Source organism: uncultured Intestinibacter sp. (genome assembly GCF_902468165.1).
Taxonomy (GTDB): Bacteria; Bacillota; Clostridia; order Peptostreptococcales; family Peptostreptococcaceae; genus Intestinibacter.
In genome coordinates this window covers 1-17,600 of sequence record NZ_CABQXJ010000030.1, presented here as the reverse complement: position 1 = coordinate 17,600, position 17,600 = coordinate 1, and the positions used below count along the sequence as shown (strand labels likewise).

20 protein-coding genes are annotated in these 17,600 nt (G+C 26.7%); 14 read left to right on the top strand and 6 right to left on the bottom strand.

Annotated elements, in window-relative coordinates:
* Positions 1-51: 51 nt before the first annotated feature.
* Positions 52-732 carry an HAD family phosphatase gene (locus RDX53_RS07150; protein ID WP_195930893.1) on the bottom strand — a complete coding sequence of 227 codons (681 nt, stop codon included), beginning with the start codon at positions 730-732 and terminating at the stop codon, positions 52-54.
* Between the two features lie 20 nt (positions 733-752).
* A complete protein-coding gene (locus RDX53_RS07145) occupies positions 753-1,514 on the bottom strand; it encodes a DeoR/GlpR family DNA-binding transcription regulator (RefSeq protein WP_195930894.1) in 762 nt (253 codons plus the stop codon).
* Positions 1,515-1,857: 343 nt separating this feature from the next.
* On the opposite strand from RDX53_RS07145, the gene lacG reads away from it, so the two are divergent.
* From lacG to RDX53_RS07125, 4 genes are all read left to right on the top strand, one after another.
* The gene (gene lacG, locus RDX53_RS07140; RefSeq protein ID WP_195930895.1) at positions 1,858-3,261 is read left to right on the top strand and encodes a 6-phospho-beta-galactosidase; all 1,404 of its coding nucleotides are present in this window, start codon (positions 1,858-1,860) and stop codon (positions 3,259-3,261) included.
* A gap of 101 nt (positions 3,262-3,362) precedes the next feature.
* The gene (locus tag RDX53_RS07135) at positions 3,363-3,677 is read left to right on the top strand and encodes a PTS lactose/cellobiose transporter subunit IIA (protein ID WP_195930896.1); all 315 of its coding nucleotides are present in this window, start codon (positions 3,363-3,365) and stop codon (positions 3,675-3,677) included.
* A gap of 29 nt (positions 3,678-3,706) precedes the next feature.
* Positions 3,707-5,404, top strand: coding sequence for a lactose-specific PTS transporter subunit EIIC (locus RDX53_RS07130; RefSeq protein WP_195930897.1), 1,698 nt, complete (start codon positions 3,707-3,709; stop codon positions 5,402-5,404).
* 222 nt (positions 5,405-5,626) lie between these two features.
* Positions 5,627-6,892: a sodium:proton antiporter gene (locus tag RDX53_RS07125; RefSeq protein ID WP_295676568.1), complete on the top strand. Its 1,266-nt coding sequence runs from the start codon at positions 5,627-5,629 to the stop codon at positions 6,890-6,892.
* Positions 6,893-7,080: 188 nt separating this feature from the next.
* Here RDX53_RS07125 and RDX53_RS07120 read toward each other — a convergent pair whose 3' ends face one another.
* Positions 7,081-7,593: a ferritin gene (locus RDX53_RS07120; protein ID WP_295676567.1), complete on the bottom strand. Its 513-nt coding sequence runs from the start codon at positions 7,591-7,593 to the stop codon at positions 7,081-7,083.
* Between the two features lie 240 nt (positions 7,594-7,833).
* Between RDX53_RS07120 and RDX53_RS07115 the strand changes: the two genes are divergently transcribed.
* The 3 genes from RDX53_RS07115 to RDX53_RS07105 all read left to right on the top strand — a co-directional run bounded on the left by RDX53_RS07115 (position 7,834) and on the right by RDX53_RS07105 (position 8,975).
* On the top strand, positions 7,834-8,061 hold the full coding sequence (locus tag RDX53_RS07115; RefSeq protein ID WP_307993906.1) for a hypothetical protein: 228 nt from the start codon (positions 7,834-7,836) through the stop codon (positions 8,059-8,061).
* Positions 8,062-8,099: 38 nt separating this feature from the next.
* A complete protein-coding gene (locus tag RDX53_RS07110; protein ID WP_195931737.1) occupies positions 8,100-8,288 on the top strand; it encodes a DUF1232 domain-containing protein in 189 nt (62 codons plus the stop codon).
* 144 nt (positions 8,289-8,432) lie between these two features.
* Positions 8,433-8,975 carry a hypothetical protein gene (locus tag RDX53_RS07105; RefSeq protein WP_195931736.1) on the top strand — a complete coding sequence of 181 codons (543 nt, stop codon included), beginning with the start codon at positions 8,433-8,435 and terminating at the stop codon, positions 8,973-8,975.
* A 102-nt stretch (positions 8,976-9,077) separates the two neighbouring features.
* Here RDX53_RS07105 and RDX53_RS07100 read toward each other — a convergent pair whose 3' ends face one another.
* Positions 9,078-10,268, bottom strand: coding sequence for a PLP-dependent aminotransferase family protein (locus RDX53_RS07100; protein ID WP_195931735.1), 1,191 nt, complete (start codon positions 10,266-10,268; stop codon positions 9,078-9,080).
* A gap of 280 nt (positions 10,269-10,548) precedes the next feature.
* On the opposite strand from RDX53_RS07100, the gene RDX53_RS07095 reads away from it, so the two are divergent.
* Positions 10,549-10,830 (top strand): HEAT repeat domain-containing protein, encoded by a 282-nt coding sequence (locus RDX53_RS07095; protein WP_195931734.1) that lies wholly within the window; start codon positions 10,549-10,551, stop codon positions 10,828-10,830.
* 226 nt (positions 10,831-11,056) lie between these two features.
* Here the strand turns inward: RDX53_RS07095 and RDX53_RS07090 are convergent, their stop codons facing one another.
* Complete coding sequence (locus RDX53_RS07090; RefSeq protein ID WP_307993905.1) at positions 11,057-12,133, bottom strand: histidinol-phosphate transaminase; 1,077 nt, start codon at positions 12,131-12,133, stop codon at positions 11,057-11,059.
* 379 nt (positions 12,134-12,512) lie between these two features.
* Between RDX53_RS07090 and hpt the strand changes: the two genes are divergently transcribed.
* The 5 genes from hpt to RDX53_RS07065 all read left to right on the top strand — a co-directional run bounded on the left by hpt (position 12,513) and on the right by RDX53_RS07065 (position 16,278).
* A complete protein-coding gene (gene hpt, locus RDX53_RS07085; RefSeq protein WP_195930068.1) occupies positions 12,513-13,037 on the top strand; it encodes a hypoxanthine phosphoribosyltransferase in 525 nt (174 codons plus the stop codon).
* A 261-nt stretch (positions 13,038-13,298) separates the two neighbouring features.
* Positions 13,299-14,204 carry a phosphatase PAP2 family protein gene (locus tag RDX53_RS07080; RefSeq protein WP_295677544.1) on the top strand — a complete coding sequence of 302 codons (906 nt, stop codon included), beginning with the start codon at positions 13,299-13,301 and terminating at the stop codon, positions 14,202-14,204.
* Between the two features lie 31 nt (positions 14,205-14,235).
* Positions 14,236-15,465, top strand: coding sequence for an NAD(P)/FAD-dependent oxidoreductase (locus RDX53_RS07075; RefSeq protein ID WP_195930070.1), 1,230 nt, complete (start codon positions 14,236-14,238; stop codon positions 15,463-15,465).
* A 167-nt stretch (positions 15,466-15,632) separates the two neighbouring features.
* The gene (locus RDX53_RS07070) at positions 15,633-15,851 is read left to right on the top strand and encodes an alpha/beta-type small acid-soluble spore protein (RefSeq protein ID WP_295677545.1); all 219 of its coding nucleotides are present in this window, start codon (positions 15,633-15,635) and stop codon (positions 15,849-15,851) included.
* Between the two features lie 259 nt (positions 15,852-16,110).
* On the top strand, positions 16,111-16,278 hold the full coding sequence (locus RDX53_RS07065; RefSeq protein WP_195930072.1) for a hypothetical protein: 168 nt from the start codon (positions 16,111-16,113) through the stop codon (positions 16,276-16,278).
* A 108-nt stretch (positions 16,279-16,386) separates the two neighbouring features.
* Here RDX53_RS07065 and RDX53_RS07060 read toward each other — a convergent pair whose 3' ends face one another.
* Positions 16,387-16,860 (bottom strand): hypothetical protein, encoded by a 474-nt coding sequence (locus tag RDX53_RS07060; RefSeq protein WP_195930073.1) that lies wholly within the window; start codon positions 16,858-16,860, stop codon positions 16,387-16,389.
* A gap of 277 nt (positions 16,861-17,137) precedes the next feature.
* On the opposite strand from RDX53_RS07060, the gene RDX53_RS07055 reads away from it, so the two are divergent.
* The coding region (locus tag RDX53_RS07055; RefSeq protein WP_307993904.1) for a hypothetical protein at positions 17,138-17,600 on the top strand (463 nt) is incomplete at its 3' end.

Here is a 17,600-nt window from a genome sequence, read left to right as displayed (position 1 = left end):
GTTCATAGTCCTCTTGAGATAGAACAGCTCATTTTCTTATGATTTATAGTTTTATTTAAATTCTTTAGAAACTTCGAAGAAATTAGTAAAATCTTTAATTAAACCATCTTTACACATATTATTTTCAGCAAATAATTCAGCATTTTTTCCAAAAGGATCTATAGCCATTATTTTACCTATATTTGCTTTTCTAGCAGCTTTAATTCCAGAGAATGCATCTTCAACAACTAAACATTCACTAGGATCTAATCCTAATTTACTAGATGCTATTAAAAAGATATCTGGTGCTGGTTTACCAGGAAAAGTTCCATTATCGTAAACGACTTTATTAATATCAAACCAATTTCCTAATTTAAATATATCAAAATAAAAATCTAAGTTTTCTTTAACTGTAGCAGTAGCTATAGTTCTAGGTATATTATTTTCTTTTAGAGTATCTAAAACATCAGTTAATCCATTTGTTAGTTTTAATTCTTCAGGTCTTTCTAGACATAACTCTCTGTAGTAAGCTTCTTTTTCATAAGATAATTTTTCTATTTCCTCATCAGTTAAAGAATCAGAAACAAAGAAATTAAGAATTTCTTTATTTGTTCTACCATGAAGATTTACAGAGATATCATGCTCAGTTAATTCTCCTTTAGAGTATTTTTTTACCATATGAACCCATGCGGCTTCATGTAAGTGTGAGTCTTGAAACATTGTTCCATTAAAATCAAAAATTATTCCTTTCATAAATTACTCCTTTGTTTGTATTATTTTTTTGCTATTATTATATTTACATATTGTTCATAGTGCTTTTGTACATCGCTATTGATACCCCAATCAGTTATAAGATAGTCGATATTGTGAAGGTTATAAAATACATAAAAATCATCTTTATTTATCTTTTTATGATCGACAAGAAGGTATTTTTCCCTTGAATTATCTAATGCGATTTCTTGAGCCTTTCCTTCTTCGATATTGTAATTACATATAGCTTCATTATGTATACCATTTGCACTTATAAACGATTTATTAAAATTTAATTTTTTTAAATTTGCATTAGTTACAGGTCCAACTAATGCTCTAGTATTTTTTCTAAAGTTACCACCAGTTAATATTAACTCTATAGTGTCTGATAATTTTAGAATATCAAAAACTGGATAGTTGTTTGTTATTACACGAATGCGCTTATTTATTATATTTTGAGCTAATAACTCAATAGTTGTCCCAGGACCGAGAAATATAGTATCTCCGTCTTGTATATAAGAAGCAGCTAATTGTGCAATTTTACTTTTTTCATCGATTTGGAGCCCCTTTTTATCTGTGTGTGAGAGTTCTTGATTTATAGAATAAGAAATACTTTGAGCTCCTCCATGGATTCTGACAAGTTTTCCTGCTTTATCTAATTCGTCTAGATCTCTTCTAACTGTCATATCAGAAACGTTAAGTTCATTTATTATATCGTTCACATTTATGATACCTTTAGAATTTACCATTTCGACAATTTTATATAATCTCTCTCTTTTTAACATAGTTATCACTCCTTGCTTTAAACATAATTTATCATATATTAAATATTAAGTCAATAAAAACAAACAAAAACAAACAAAAAATAAAGTTAGAAATGATACTGCTATAGGTGTGTAGAAAAATATTCATATGAGCTAGGAATATATTGAAAGTAAACGATTTTATATTTGAATAAAATATGTTGAAATTCTTGGAAAAAAATTTGGAAAACGATTGACTTAATAGATATATAGATGTATAATTAAACAAAAGAAAACAATAACAAACATTAAAAAACGTTTAAAAAGATTAAAAATAAATAAATACAATAAATCAATGAAATATAATGTACAGGAGGACTATCGTATGTTTAAAACTTTACCAAAAGATTTTATGCTTGGTGGAGCAACAGCTGCATATCAAGCAGAAGGAGCTACTAAAGAAGGTGGAAAAGGGGCAGTAGCTTGGGATGAATTCTTAGAAAAACAAGGAAGATTCAGTCCAGATCCAGCAAGTGATTTTTATCACAGATATGAAGAAGATATAAAATTATGTGAAAAATTTAGTATAGATTCTATAAGAATATCTATCGCATGGACAAGAATTTTTCCAACTGGAACAGGGGAAGTAAATCAAGAAGGTGTAGATTACTATCATAGAGTATTTGAAGAATGCAAAAAAAGAAATATAACTCCATTTGTAACACTACATCATTTCGATACACCAAAGACATTATTTGATAACGGAGATTTTTTAAATCGTGATACAATAGATGCTTTCCTTAAATATGCAGAATTTTGTTTTAATGAATTTAAAGAAGTTCATTATTGGTCTACATTTAATGAAATTTATCCTGTGGCAACTAATCAATACTTATTGGGAATATTCCCTCCAGGAATAAAATTTGATTTTACAAAAATAATACAATGTCTTCACAATATGATGTTAGCTCATGCTATGACAGTAAATCTATTTAAAGATGGCAACTATGAAGGTGAAATAGGTGTAGTTCATTCATTAGAAACTAAATATCCAGCAACTGACTCAGAAGAAGATAAGAGAGCAGCTTTTATAGAAGATGCATTCTCAATAAGATTTTTATTAGATGCTACATATTTAGGATATTACTCAAAAGAAACAATGGAAGCTATAGATCATATTTGTAAAGTTAATAATGCTACTTATGATTTTAGAGATGAAGATTTTGAAATAATGAAAAAAGCAGCAAATAGAAATGATTACTTAGGAATAAATCACTATCAATGTCATTTTATAAAAGCTTATGATGGAGAAAGTATGATTCATCATAATGGAACTGGAGATAAAGGTAGTTCAGTTTATAGAGTAAAAGGTATAGGAGAAAGAATATACAAAGAAGGTTTACAAAGAACTGATTGGGACTGGTTAATATATCCAGAAGGTCTATATGATTTATTAATGAGAATAAAGAAAGATTATCCAAATTATAACAAAATATATATTACAGAAAATGGTATGGGATATAAAGATGAATTTGAAGATGGAATAATAATGGATAAAGCTCGTATAGATTACATAAAAGTTTATTTAGAAGCTATAAGTGATGCAATAGCAGATGGTGTAAATGTAAAGGGATATTTCTTATGGTCATTAATGGATTTATTCTCATGGAGCAATGGATATAATAAAAGATACGGACTATTCTATGTAGATTTTGAAACACAAAAGAGATATCCAAAAGAATCAGCTTATTGGTATAAAACAGTAAGTGAAACAAAGGTAATAATATAGAAAATTTTTAAAATAAAAATATGATATTACAAGGGAATATTATAATAATATACCCTTGTAATAATTAAAAATAATGAGATATGTATTTAGGAGGAGATAAGATGAATAAACAAGAATTAGGAATGCTTGGATTTGAAATAGTTGCTTATGCAGGCGATGCTAGAAGCGCATTAATGAAATTATTAAAAGAAGTTAGAAGTGGAAATTTTGAAAATGTAGAAAAATATTTACAAGAAGCAGAAGAAAATTTAAATTTAGCTCATAGTTCACAAACAAAAATATTATCTCAAGAAGCAGCTGGTGAAGATTTAGATATAGGATTCATATTTATACATGGACAAGATCACTTAATGACAACTTTATTATTAAAAGAAGTTGTTCAAGATTTTGTAGAACTTTATAAAAGAACTAAATAGTATTTTAATAAAAAAGGGGAGATTTTTTTATGGGAGCGATAATAAAACAAATTGAAAAAGGGAAGCCATTTTTTGAAAAGATTTCAAGAAATATTTATTTAGGTGCGATAAGAGATGGATTTTTAGCTGCTATGCCTGCAATATTATTTTCTAGTATATTTATATTAATAGCAGCTGTACCAGAAGTATTTAATTTTTATTGGCCAGAAAATGTATCTACTTGGCTTTGGAAAGTTTATAATTATTCTATGGGTGTTGTTGGTTTACTTGTTTCAGCTACAACAGCTAGATGTTTAAGTGAATCTATGAATAGATCAATGCCAAAAAATAGAGTAATAAATGCTGTATCAACAATGTTAGCTTCAATAGTAGGCTTTTTACTATTAAGTGTAGATCCAATAGATGGAGGATTTTCTACAACTTATATGGGAACTAAAGGTTTATTAGCTTCATTTATTTCAGCATTTATAGTAGTTAATGTTTATAAATTCTGTGTTATTAGAGATATAACTATAAAAATGCCAAAAGAAGTTCCAGGAACAATATCTCAAACTTTTAGAGATATAATACCTTTTGCTTTATCTGTATTTCTAATAGTACTTGTAGATTTAGTAGTTAGAAATATAACAGGAGCTTCATTTGCTGAATTTATTATAACTTTATTACAACCATTATTTACAGCTGCAGATGGATATGTAGGAATATCTATAATCTGGGGAGCTATGGCACTATTCTGGTTTATGGGTGTGCATGGTCCATCAATAGTAGAACCAGCTATAGCAGCGATAATATATGCAAATGTAGATGCAAACTTAGCTTTATATCAAGCTGGAGAACACGCTTCAAATGTTTTAACTGTTGGTCTTGGTAACTTTGTAGGTACTATGGGAGGAACAGGTGCAACTTTAATATTACCTTTTATATTCTTACTATTTGCAAAATCAAAACAATTAAAGGCGGTAGGAAAGGCTTCTGTTGTACCAGTTTGTTTTGCAGTAAATGAACCATTATTATTTGCAACACCAATAATTTTAAATCCATACTTCTTTGTACCATTTATATGTGCACCAATTGTGAATGTATGTATATTTAAATTCTTTGTAGATGTAATAGGAATGAACAGTTTTATGTACGTGTTACCATGGGCTACTCCTGCTCCACTAGGTTTAGTATTAGGTACAGGATTTAGTATATGGGCATTTGTACTAGTAGTAGTATTACTAGTAGTTGATTTTGTGATTTATTTCCCATTCTTTAAAGCTTATGATGATGAGCTATTAGAACAAGAAAGAAATAATGCTGAAGAAGAAAAAGAAGAAGAAAAAATTGAAGCAAAAGAAAAAGCTCAAGTAAAAGAAGAAGTTGCAGCTACAGTATCTGATGAGGATGCAACTGAAAATAATAATAAAGAAGTTAAACCAACAAATGTATTAGTATTATGTGCAGGGGCTGGTACAAGTGCTATGCTTGCAAATGCACTTGTAGAAGGAGCTAAGGAATTAAATCTTCCAATATCTGCTACAGCAGGTGCATATGGTTCTCATTATGAAATAATGAAGGATTTTGATATGATAATATTAGCACCTCAAGTTGCTTCATATTATGATGACATAAAAGCAGATGCAGATCGTCTTAATGTGAAACTTATTGCTACAAAAGGTGTAGAATATATTAATTTAACTAGAGATCCTAAAAAAGCAGTTGAGTTTGTATTAAGCCAAATTTAATTGTATTTAAAAAAACACCTATTTATATAAAAAATGCTATCGTGTTTTATTGCGATAGCATTTTTCGTGTTTGAAAAGAGTGTTAAAAAAATATCAAATATAAATTTATATTTAATTTTAAAATACAGTTAAAAATGTTAAAAGAGTGTTAAAACCAGTGCAATTGACTTGGAAAAAGCTTACTATAAATATATAGAATATAAATGTAAGGGGATGGATATTATGGAGTCATCTATACACACAATTGCATGTAATCATTTATTGATACTCTTTGCAGTAGTTACAATGACAGGAATAATATGTAGTAAATTAAGTGATATTTTGAAGATTCCTGACGTTGTATTATTTTTAATAGCAGGTATTTTTATTGGTCCATCAGTATTAAAATTTATTGATATTAGCCAATATCAAGTCGAAAATCAACTTATACTTACATTTGGATCAGCTTTTATATTATATATGGGTGGTAAAGAGATAAGTTTAAAGGTATTAAAAAATGTAAAAATAAGTGTGTTACTACTTTCAACTGTAGGAGTTTTAATATCAGCATTTCTTATGCAACAAGTAATAGGTTTTTCATTTAAAACAAGTGCAATGGTAGCACTTTTAGCAGGAAGTATAATTGCTTCAACTGACCCAGCAACATTAGTACCTATTTTTAACCAAATTAAAATAAATAGAAAGGTATCACAGACAGTTATAAGTGAGTCTGCTTTTAATGATGCCACAGGTGCAATTTTAACTTCAGCTGTACTAGCTATTATGTTATCAGGAAAATTCTCATTACAAGAGAACTTATATGAACTTGTATTGATGATAGTAATAGGTTTAGTAGTAGGATTGCTTACAGGAGTTATTTTATTAGCATTAGTAAATGACAGTCCAAGGGGAATATTCCAAGATTACACACCTATAATATCTATAATATCTGTAATAATAGCATATGAATTATCTACAGCACTTGGCGGAAGTGGATATATGTCATGCTTTATAGTAGGTATAGTTACAGGAAATAAACAAAACTTCAAATTATGGCTAAGTCAGAAATCCTACGATGCAGATTGTCATGTAGCAGAAACATTAGGTACAATTTGTAGAATGTGTATATTTATAATTTTAGGTAGTCAAGTTGATTTACAAGTAGTAGGAAAATACTTTGTACCATCAGTTATAAGTGTTGCATGTTTTATGTTTATTGTAAGACCGATAAGTGTATTAGCATGTACTTTAGTTGATAGACAGGCAAAATGGAAGAAAAATGAGATATTTTTTATGATGTGGGTAAGAGAGACAGGTGTTATACCGGCAGCTCTTTGTGGTATAGTAACATCAATGAATATTCCGGGAAAAGAAATTATATCATCAGTAGTATTTATGACTATACTTATAACTTTGATTATACAGGGATCAAGTACAAAGTTTGTTGCTAAAAAATTAGGTCTTTTAATAGAAGATAAGCCTACAGAAGAAAATAAAGGGTTGGTATAAATTTAATATAAATATAAAAGGTGTGGGACAGATTGATTTCTCACACCTTTTTTAATTCTAAGGAAATTAGATATTATCTGGTCTGTGGATAATGTATAATTTCCAACCTATTAACTTAAGCAACGGAATCTTTGATTCGTTGGCGCCATGAGCGAAGCGAATTTTTTTAATTCTAAGGAAATTATATATTATTCGTTTGTTGCAAGAGCTACATAAACTCTTTGTGATAACTCATCATCTAGCATGTATAATGCATGAGGATTATCAGCACATCTTTTTACCTTTTTAAGTAAAGTTGTGAAATTATCTTCTTCTTCAACTTGTTCATCGACAAACCAATTTAAAAAACTAATAGTTGCATGTTCTTTTTCAGAAACGGCTATATCCATTATGTTATATATTTTTCTTGTTACTAATTCTTCATGAGCTAAACCAGTTTCAAATACTTCTATAATATCAGTATAAGTTTCTTTTGGTTTGTCTATTTGGCCAAGGACTACAGTGCCACCTTTTTGGAATACATAATCATAAAATTTCATTGCATGATCGATTTCTTCTTGTGCTTGTACTCTAAAGAAGTTAGCAAAACCACTTAAATCTATAGATTCACAATAAGCAGCCATAGCTAAGTAAGTATAAGAAGAATAAAATTCAAAAGTAACTTGATCATTAATAACTTTTTCTAAATCTTTACTCAACATAAATTTGCCCCCTTAAAAATAAGATATAATTATATTTTATATCAAATAGTTAGAAAATGTAACTTTATATATGTATAATTTTAGTGTTTATTGTTGTATTTTTGTAATATAGATATATATTATTTTAAAAAGAAAACTTTAGATAATAATATCTTAAGAAATTTTAAATTTATTAAAAAGTTGTTTTAAAAAAATATAAAATTTGTTATTTTTATATAATAAAGAATAAGGAGAAAAATTATGAATGATAAATTAAGTATAATAAATAGATTGTTAGATTGGTTTAAACTTGTTTTAGTTAGATTTAAAAATGCGGGATTTGGGATATTTTTTATAAAGAATTTATTTATACTTCCAGAATTTTTTAAGGATAGGGAGGCGAATGTTTTTTCTAAATTATTGTATAGGATTTTTCACTTCAACAGCATCACCAGAAGTATACCAAAATTCATGTTTTTTCTAAAATAAAAATAGTGTCTACATTTTTAGTGACTATATTTTATTTTATGTCTAGTATAGATTTTATACCAGAAATTCTATTGGGAGGATTAGGATTTATAGATGATGTTTTTATATTGGTATGGTCTATAGGTCTAATAAATGAAGAACTTAATAAATATAAGGTTGAATTTGAAAATAGTCCAAAGTCAAAAATTATAGAAAATGTTAAATGGGAAATCCACGATGATGAATAATCACATTTAAAAATAAATATTAAAATTATTTAGTAAACTTACAAAAAAGTCAGATACTAAAGATGATTTTGTTGCTATAATATATGTTAAGAATGGTAAATTTTACGTTGGTTTTTCGAGACGATTGTTAAACGGGGGAATTTTATGAAAAGAATAAAATTATTTTTGATGATTTACTTAATTGCTATTTTTATGTGTGGGTGTAGTAAAGATTCAACTAAAGAATTTTCACAGACGAGCAGTGAGAAAGATGCGATATATGCCGTATTTGGGGAATATAGCTCAACAACGGGGACAGGAATCGTTCATATAAATGAAAAATCAAATGAAAGAGATAGGACATATATTTTTTATCTAGTTAAGGTGCCTTCTTTAGAAAATTATAAAAAGGCATTAAAGAATAATCTTTCAGATGAAGAAAAAAGCTCAGCTTCTGATGATAAAATATACAACCAAGTCAAAGAAGAGGCTACAGAAGAGGTTATGGATAAGATAGAAAAATTATATAATAATAAAAATGTGGATAAAATCCGCATAGAAGTTGGAGTTGCATGGCCTTATGGAAATCATAATTATACAAAGCCGGGAGAGAAACTTGTGGGAAGCAAAATTGCTTATATAAAGACATTTAATTTTACAAGAGAAGACTATAAGGATTTTTTGAAACAATATAAAGAAGAAAATTGAGATTGAAGAGAGTATAAAAAAATAAAATAATAAGCAATCATATAAAATAAAAAGCGAAGGTATAACAAATTAATTTAGTTATTTCCTTCGCTTTAATTATAACTATTTACAGTATTTATAAGTTAATTCGCCTAATATTCTTATTCCTTTTATTATATCTTCAACAGATGGAGTAGAGAAGTTCATTCTGAAACTTTGACAAGGCATTGATGTATCAGCTAAAAATGCTGTTCCAGGTACTAATGCGACTTTGTTTTCTAATGCTTCACCTACAAACTTCATCATATCAACGCCATTAGGTAATGTAACCCAGACAAACATACCTCCTTCTGGCTTAGTATATTTAACACTAGGGTGGAAGTTTTTAGCCATTTCTTCTTGCATTATTTTGTTTTTTGCACCATAGATATCTTTTAATTTTTCTATTTGAGCATCCATATCACAAGTAGCTAAAATTCTTTCGCATATAACTTGGCTCCAAGTAGTACTATGTACATCATTTAAGAATTTAACTTTTTTTAGTGCACCTATAATTTCTGGTTTACCAACTGCACAGGCAACTCTTATACCAGGTGCAATTATTTTTGAAAAGCTAGCTGCATATATAACTATTCCTTCTTCATCAAAAGATTTTATAGGTGGAAGTGGCTCTCCACTAAATCTCAATTGTCCATAAGGATTATCTTCAAGAATTAATACATTATATTTTTTACATAGATCATAAACAGCTTTACGTTTTTCAAGAGACATTGTTATACCTGTTGGATTTTGGAAATTAGGTATAACATATATAAATTTAGGTGTTGGTTTTATTTGAAGTTTTTCTTCTAAATCTGCTAAATCTATACCGTCATCCTCCATCTTTACTCCAACTAAATTAGCACCATTGCTTCTTATTGAATCAAGAACACCAAGAAATGATGGATCTTCTGTTAAAACGGTATCGCCTTCATTACATATTATTTTTGCTAAACAGTCAGCTATTTGTTGACTACCAGAAGTACAAATCATCATGTCGCCGTCTTTTACAACACTTCCATCTCTATTAAAGAATTTTTTTGCTTCATCTAATAAAGGATGATAACCTTCTGTTAATCCATATTCTAGTATAGATAATGGTTTATTTGTAAGAACTTCATTTGAAAATTCTGTTATTTTATCGATTGGGAATGAATCTGTGGCAGGATTTCCGCCTGAAAATTTAATTAAACTAGGATCCCCCATTGTCGCTAATATATCTCCTGCTGGAGATGGTTTTAAGTTTTTAAATCTGTTTGAAAAATTATATTCCATTATTGTGCCCCCTTTGTATAATTAAATATTAAAATTATATCTTATAATAGTTATTATATACCAAAAATTGTCTAAAGGAGTTAAAAAAATATATATTATAAGATATATGGTCGAATAAAATAGGAAAATATTAATATTCATTAAGAAAAACATAAGATATAATTTATATTAAGTTCATATTTCTTATTTATAATTTAGATATAAAATAAAAGAAATTGTTAAGGGTTATTAAATTTTAAATCTAGGGAGCATAAGTTTTAATCAATAAAGGAGGATTATAATGAATAATCAGTTTGAAAAAAAAGATGCTTTAATGGAGAAACTAATAGCTTGTACAAAATCAGAAAATTATAAGATAAGGGCTGCAGCATATACAGCGCTTGGCAATTTTGTAGATTTAGACGGAGTGCTTTCTAAAATAAAAGAAGGTTTAAAAGATACTCATAGTGAAGTTAGAAATGTATCTTTAAAATCTCTAAGAAAAATCTACAATGAAAGAAAAGAAACAGAATTTTTTCAAAAGTGGCTTTATGAAATTGAATCACTTAGAAAAATTTCTTAAGACTAATTACGTAATCAACTAAAATTAAAATATCCACTTAAACGGCAATTTTAAAAAATTTTAAAATGCCATGGAGTTGTATTTCTATCCCCAATGAATATGATTCCGCAAAAAAACTGCTTATAAAATAAGCAGTTTTTTTATATTTATAATATATTTAATTTGAAATTCTTTTAAAATCTAAACTTTACTTGCATATTTAAAGAAAATATATAAGTACAGATATTTATTTAAATATATTTTTTAATGTTTTTACAAGTAATTTATTTTCATTTGGTTTTAAAATACAAACTCTAAAATAGTACTCAGAAAGCCCCTCGAAAGAATTACAATCTCTAATTATAATTTTTTCTGGAAGGAGTTTATCACGAAGTTCTTTAGCAGTAAACTTCTTTGAAGATATTTTGCATAATATAAAATTACCTTTGCTAGGATAAACAGTTAAGTCATTTATAGTGCTTAACTCATTAGTTAAGTAATCTCTTTCTCTAAGCATTGCATCGATAGTTTTAAAAATAAACATATTATCTAAAAACATTATTTCTCCCATTGAAGCGGCAATTATATTTATATTCCATAAATCTAAATTTTCATTTATTTTATTTTTTACTTCTTTATTTCCAATAAGACCATATCCAAGTCTAATTCCCGGTGTAGAAAAGAATTTTGATGTACCTCTAATTACAAAAAGCTTATCGTAATTATCTACTAATTTAGTAGATGAATAAGTATTTGTATCAGTAAACTCAATATAAGTTTCATCAATCATAATATAACAATTTGTATTTTTTAATATATATTCAATTTCATCTCTAGAAAAGGCAAATCCTGTAGGGTTATTTGGATTACAGATAATTGTTAAATCATAGTTGCCTTTATTTATATCAGTTACTAATTCCTCTATATCTATTGCGAAATTATTTTCTTCTTTAGAGAAAAATTTTATAATATCAGAACCTATTTTATTTAATTCATGTTCATATTCAGAATATGCAGGTGATAAAAGTAGAGTTTTTTTAGGATTTACAGTTTTTATAAATGATGAAATTAATTCTGTAGCTCCACTTCCTAAAACTATATTTTCATCTAGACAATTGCAGTATTTAGATATAGATTTTTTTAAAGATACATATTCTGGGTCTGGGTACATAGATACCATATTTATATTGTTAATTATATATTCTTTTGCTTTATTTGAAGTACCAAAAGGATTTATATTAGAACTGAAGTCCATAAATTCATCTTTTGAAAATCCATATTTACTTGATAAATCATATAAATTTGCACCATGATTTACACTCATTTTAAATCCTCCCTAAACGTTAATATAAAGAAAAAACATTATAATTATTTATATCCTGTTTAACAGTTATATGAAAAAAGTTAAAACTTTTAAACATATAAGAGTATAATATATATAAAAATATAATCAATAATATATATATAACCACATTTTTTTGAAAGGCACAACTAAAAAAATGAATGGATTTGCTTTTTTAAATAAAAATAAATATATGTTAAAAAAATAAAAAAATTTCATGAAAATATCATTTTTAACTAATAAAAACAATAAAAGTAAATAATTTCTGAAATTTATTAATGTTATTAAAAAAAATATTTGTATTGATACAATTAAAAATAAAATATATAATAGAAACATATGTATATGCAGGAGGATAAAAATGTTTAAGATTACAAAAACAATGCTAACTGAAGAACAAATAAAAGCTAAGGTAGCAGAACTAGGCAAACAAATAGAAAAAGATTTTGAAGGACAAGATTTATTAGTAGTAGGTATACTTAAAGGAGCAAGTGTATTTGTTGCTGATTTAATAAGAAATATAAACTTAGATGTAAATATGGACTTTATGAGTGTTTCTAGTTACGGAAATGCAATGGAATCTTCTGGATCAGTAAAAATACTTAAGGACTTAGATGTTGATATAAAAGATAAAAACGTATTAATAGTAGAAGATATAATAGATTCAGGATTAACTTTAAGTAACTTAACAAGAGAATTACAAGCTAGAGGACCAAAAGCTTTAAAAATATGTACACTTTTAGACAAACCAGAAAGAAGAAAAGCTGATATACCAGTTGACTATGTTGGATTTGTTATAGAAGATAAATTCATAGTTGGATACGGAATAGACTATGCTGAAAAATATAGAAACTTACCATATATAGGTATAGTTGAAGATGTATAAGATTAAACTATAATTTTATACAATATTTGTATTAAAATAGACTGTAGAAATAATAAATATTAGTTCTACAGTCTATTTTAATATTTAATAAAAATTAACTTAAAATACCTTTAGATTAAAAAGATTTTCTTGTAAAATGTATGTATATATAGGAAATTGTAAATAATTTAAAAGATTTTTAAATAAATCTAAAGTGAAAATATATATTTATGTAATAATTTTATGTAAAATAGATGATAGTAAAAAGGGAAGGTGATGAATATGGATATACTTTTATATTTTCAAAGTATAAGAAGTGATATTTTAACTACTATATTTACCGGATTTACAATATGCACAGAACAAGTAGCAGTTGTTTTAATTGCGGCGATAATGTATTGGTGTGTAGATAAAAAATGTGGACAGAGATTATTGTTTGCCGTTACAGGAAGTATAACTATAAACTCCGCATTAAAAAACTTTTTTAAATCACCAAGACCAATAGATAGTGAAAATTTACAATCTTTAAGAACTGAAACTGCGACAGGATATTCGTTCCCAAGTGGTCATACTCAAACTGCTACTACTGTTTGGACTGCCATTATAGACTACTTTAGAAAATGGTGGATAGCTTTACTTGGAATTATAATGATATTAGGTGCAGGGATTTCTAGGCTTTATTTAGGTGTTCATTGGCCACAAGATGTACTTGCAGGATGGATTATTGGAATATTAGTCAGCATAGTTTTTGTGAGACTATTTGATTATGTAGATCAAAATAAAAATTATTACATATTATTTTTAACTCTAATTGCATTTGCTGTAATAGTTTACTTCTTTATGGGAGAAGAGCTAGTAAAAAGTTTTGCTTTATATACAGGATTTGTATTAGGGTATATTGTAGAAGATAAATTTATAGATTTTAGCACGGAAGAAAGTAAGAAAAAAGCTAATATTTTTACAAATGCAAAATCAAAACCAAAATTAAGTACAAAGATACTTAGATTTATAGTTGGGATAATCACGCTAGGTATTGTATATGCTGCATTAAAATCTTTAGTAATATTACTTCAAATAGATACTATTGAAGGAATATCACTACTAGCTGATTATATAAGATATACTATAGTTGTATTTTGGGGAATTGCAGGAGTACCATTTCTGTTTGAGAGATTTGGTTTGAATTAATTGGAATTTAATATATTGAGAGGATGATTTTTTGAAAAGAGTAGTAATTATAGGCGCTGGTGCAAGTGGAATGATGGCTGCAAAAGTTGCTGGAGACAGAGGATATAAAGTAACAGTATTAGAAAAGCAAAAAAGATGTGGTCAGAAGTTATTGATAACAGGAAAAGGTAGATGTAATATAACTAATAACTGTGAAATAGAGGAACTAATAGAAAATGTTCCGACAAACGGAAAATTCTTGTACAGTGCTTTTTATACATTTACAAATGACCAAGTAATAGACATGTTTAATGATTTGGGTGTTGAAACTAAAACAGAAAGAGGAAAAAGAGTCTTTCCAGTTAGTGACAAAGCTGTAGATGTAGTAAGAGCATTAGAAAGACAAATGAATAGTAATAAAAATGTAGAAGTTTTATTAAATTCCAAAGTAGATAAAATAATAGCAGAAGATGGAGCTGTAAAAAAAGTAGTTCTTTCTGATAAAAGAGAAATAGAGTGTGATAGTGTAATCGTTGCAACAGGAGGAGTTAGTTATCCAAAAACAGGTTCTACTGGAGATGGATATAGATTTGCCAAAAATTTAGGACATACAATAATAACTCCAAAGCCATCTCTTATAGGACTAGAAGTTATGGAAGATTATGTTGCTGATTTAGCTAAATTATCACTTAGAAATGTTAGTATAGAAGTTTATAATAGTAAAAATAAAAAGATATATGATGATTTTGGCGAGATGGAATTTACTAAATACGGCATAGATGGCCCTATCATAAAATCTGCAAGTTGTCGTATGGGAGATTTATCTAAAGATAATTATAAAATCGTATTAGATTTAAAACCTGCTTTAGATGAAGAAAAATTAGATAAAAGAATACAAAAAGATTTCCAAAAGTACTCAAATAAAAACTTCGAGAATTCTTTAAATGATTTATTGCCTAAACAACTAATACCTACAATAGTTAAATTAAGCAAGATAGATCCATATATAAAGGTAAATCAAATATCTAAAGAAGAACGAAAAAATTTAGTTCACCTTATAAAACATATAAGTTTTACAGTTAAAAATTATAGACCTATTGAAGAAGCTATAATAACTTCAGGTGGAATAAAAACTAGCGAAATAAATTCAAGTACTATGGAATCTAAATTAGTATCTGGGTTATTCTTTGCAGGTGAAGTAATAGATATTGATGCATATACAGGTGGATTTAATCTACAAATAGCATTTTCAACTGCATATTTAGCAGGTATAAACTGCTAAATAAAGCTTAAACATAATTAAATATATTTTAAATTCAAGTCTAAAAATTGAGATTCTTGTTTGGTACCAACTATTAAGAATTTTGTCACAAATTGTATGTATTATAAAACAAATATCTCATATAATACTACCAAGAAACAAAAATCACTAGAAAAGAGGTATTAAATATGTCAAACAATAATAATAACAAAACAGTAGTTCCACAAGCTAAACAAGCATTAAATCAAATGAAATTAGAAATAGCTAATGAATTAGGAATGGCTGATTATCAACAAGTTGACAAAGGAAATTTAACAGCTCGACAAAATGGTTATGTTGGTGGATACATGACTAAAAAATTAGTAGAAATGGCAGAACAACAAATGGCAGGTAAAGGACAAGTATAAACAACAATAATAGTAGAAAATAATTTAAAATAATAAGATTTTAGTGAAATAGAAGTGGTAAGCGCTTAATAATTTAAAGTGTTTACCACTTTATTAATTTTAGTATTAATAAAAAGAAATTATATTTTTGAATTATACACTTATATTTTTCTGCTTGTAGGTAAACATAAATAGGAGATATCTTTTATAAAGATATCAAATTTACTTATATATGATTAAGCTATAATCATTTAAATTTTAGACATAGGAGTGTATTATTATGGCAGCAGATTTTGAAAAAATAAAAAATGATTTTATAAATGCGGATTTGGATGAAAAAATACGTATTTATACAACAACAGAAGGACTTACAACAGAACAGTTTAGGGAATTATTAAAATATTATCCTATAAAATACTTATCAAAATTAGAAAAGGCATTGGGCTAGTAATAAAAACATATTACAAAATAAGAGCTGTTTTTATAGTATTTCATCAATTAGATTAAAATTCTAATAGAGAAAATGCAATATAAAAACAGCTCTTTTATTTATAATTTAGTTTGTTTTAGTTTTGCTTACGTATTTGTATATTTTTTCATTACCAATATCTATTTGATCAGTTTGAATATATTTTATAATAGCTTCAATGTCTTTTTTATTTAAATATTTTATAGGGATATTTAATGAACAGTCACTATTTTTAAGAATATTTTTCAAAAGTATCTGTAGAGAAACGGTAGATTTAATCGTATTTTTATTGTATTTAGACTCCATATAATTTTTAAAGTTTTCGTTTTGATTTTGCATTAAGGAGTTTATATAGTTTATATATGAATTTTGAAATTCAGCTTGGTTTATAACTGATTCATCTAAAATATCTAAAAGTATATTGTTTGCAAATATATTGTCAGCAAATTTTTCAGCAGTTAATTTTCCTGAGCTAATGCCTTTTTGATATTTTCTTATTACTCTTTTGGTCGTATTGTAAATTTGATTTCGTGTGTTTAAGTCTAATTCTTCTATTTGCATAATATTTATATTCTCATGATGTGTGAGAAAACCTCCTTTTTAGAATTTATTAATTGGATATTTATAAAACAAAATATGGCTTGAAATTTATTTAGAATAATAATTGTGCTACTTTTATTTTTAACAAAAAAAGACATTGCTATACATATATGTAAATATAAAAATTTAAGATTATGTGTAGTTTTTATATTTGTATAAAAATCATTTTTTAGTCAAAAATATGAATAAAAGGTAATAAAAACTTGAATATAGCTAATATAAATTAGGAGGTATTTTTATGATAAATGGAATAATGAAATTATTTTATACAGAAGTAGTTAAAAATAAAATGAGCAAGTTGCCAAATGGACAATATGAAGTTAACGATCAATTTAAAAAGGTACAAGGAATTTCTATCAAGATTGATAAAGTACTTTTTTTAGTATTTAAAATTTTAATTGCACTAGTTGTATTGTTTGTTGCTTCTAAAATAAATATATATTTTGGTATAGGAGTATTTTTAACAGAAATAATATATGTACTTTATAAAAAAAGCTTAAAGCCAAAAGTAGTATCTGAGATAGAAAATATAAAAAATAATATAAATACAAATGGAGAACAAATTTTAAAACAAAAAGGAATACAAGTAGGAGCGCATATTTTATCTATTGGAAAAATCAAAGATGAAAAGTTTCCTGTGGATGTAAATGATGACATGCTTTTAAAATTAAGTGAAAAACAATATCCAACAATCAAAGAGG

Bases quoted from the DNA above. Each gene is read 5' to 3' on its own strand.
- RDX53_RS07100 (WP_195931735.1), bottom strand. From the start codon at position 10,268: ATGGAATATAATTTTTCAAACAGATTTAAAAACTTAAAACCATCTCCA.
- RDX53_RS07115 (WP_307993906.1), top strand. From the start codon at position 7,834: ATGAATGATAAATTAAGTATAATAAATAGATTGTTAGATTGGTTTAAA.
- RDX53_RS07125 (WP_295676568.1), top strand. From the start codon at position 5,627: ATGGAGTCATCTATACACACAATTGCATGTAATCATTTATTGATACTC.
- RDX53_RS07110 (WP_195931737.1), top strand. From the start codon at position 8,100: ATGTCTAGTATAGATTTTATACCAGAAATTCTATTGGGAGGATTAGGA.
- RDX53_RS07090 (WP_307993905.1), bottom strand. From the start codon at position 12,133: ATGAGTGTAAATCATGGTGCAAATTTATATGATTTATCAAGTAAATAT.
- RDX53_RS07130 (WP_195930897.1), top strand. From the start codon at position 3,707: ATGGGAGCGATAATAAAACAAATTGAAAAAGGGAAGCCATTTTTTGAA.
- RDX53_RS07145 (WP_195930894.1), bottom strand. From the start codon at position 1,514: ATGTTAAAAAGAGAGAGATTATATAAAATTGTCGAAATGGTAAATTCT.
- RDX53_RS07120 (WP_295676567.1), bottom strand. From the start codon at position 7,593: ATGTTGAGTAAAGATTTAGAAAAAGTTATTAATGATCAAGTTACTTTT.
- RDX53_RS07065 (WP_195930072.1), top strand. From the start codon at position 16,111: ATGGCAGCAGATTTTGAAAAAATAAAAAATGATTTTATAAATGCGGAT.
- RDX53_RS07095 (WP_195931734.1), top strand. From the start codon at position 10,549: ATGAATAATCAGTTTGAAAAAAAAGATGCTTTAATGGAGAAACTAATA.
- lacG (WP_195930895.1), top strand. From the start codon at position 1,858: ATGTTTAAAACTTTACCAAAAGATTTTATGCTTGGTGGAGCAACAGCT.
- RDX53_RS07105 (WP_195931736.1), top strand. From the start codon at position 8,433: ATGAAAAGAATAAAATTATTTTTGATGATTTACTTAATTGCTATTTTT.
- RDX53_RS07135 (WP_195930896.1), top strand. From the start codon at position 3,363: ATGAATAAACAAGAATTAGGAATGCTTGGATTTGAAATAGTTGCTTAT.
- RDX53_RS07060 (WP_195930073.1), bottom strand. From the start codon at position 16,860: ATGCAAATAGAAGAATTAGACTTAAACACACGAAATCAAATTTACAAT.
- hpt (WP_195930068.1), top strand. From the start codon at position 12,513: ATGTTTAAGATTACAAAAACAATGCTAACTGAAGAACAAATAAAAGCT.
- RDX53_RS07150 (WP_195930893.1), bottom strand. From the start codon at position 732: ATGAAAGGAATAATTTTTGATTTTAATGGAACAATGTTTCAAGACTCA.
- RDX53_RS07070 (WP_295677545.1), top strand. From the start codon at position 15,633: ATGTCAAACAATAATAATAACAAAACAGTAGTTCCACAAGCTAAACAA.
- RDX53_RS07080 (WP_295677544.1), top strand. From the start codon at position 13,299: ATGGATATACTTTTATATTTTCAAAGTATAAGAAGTGATATTTTAACT.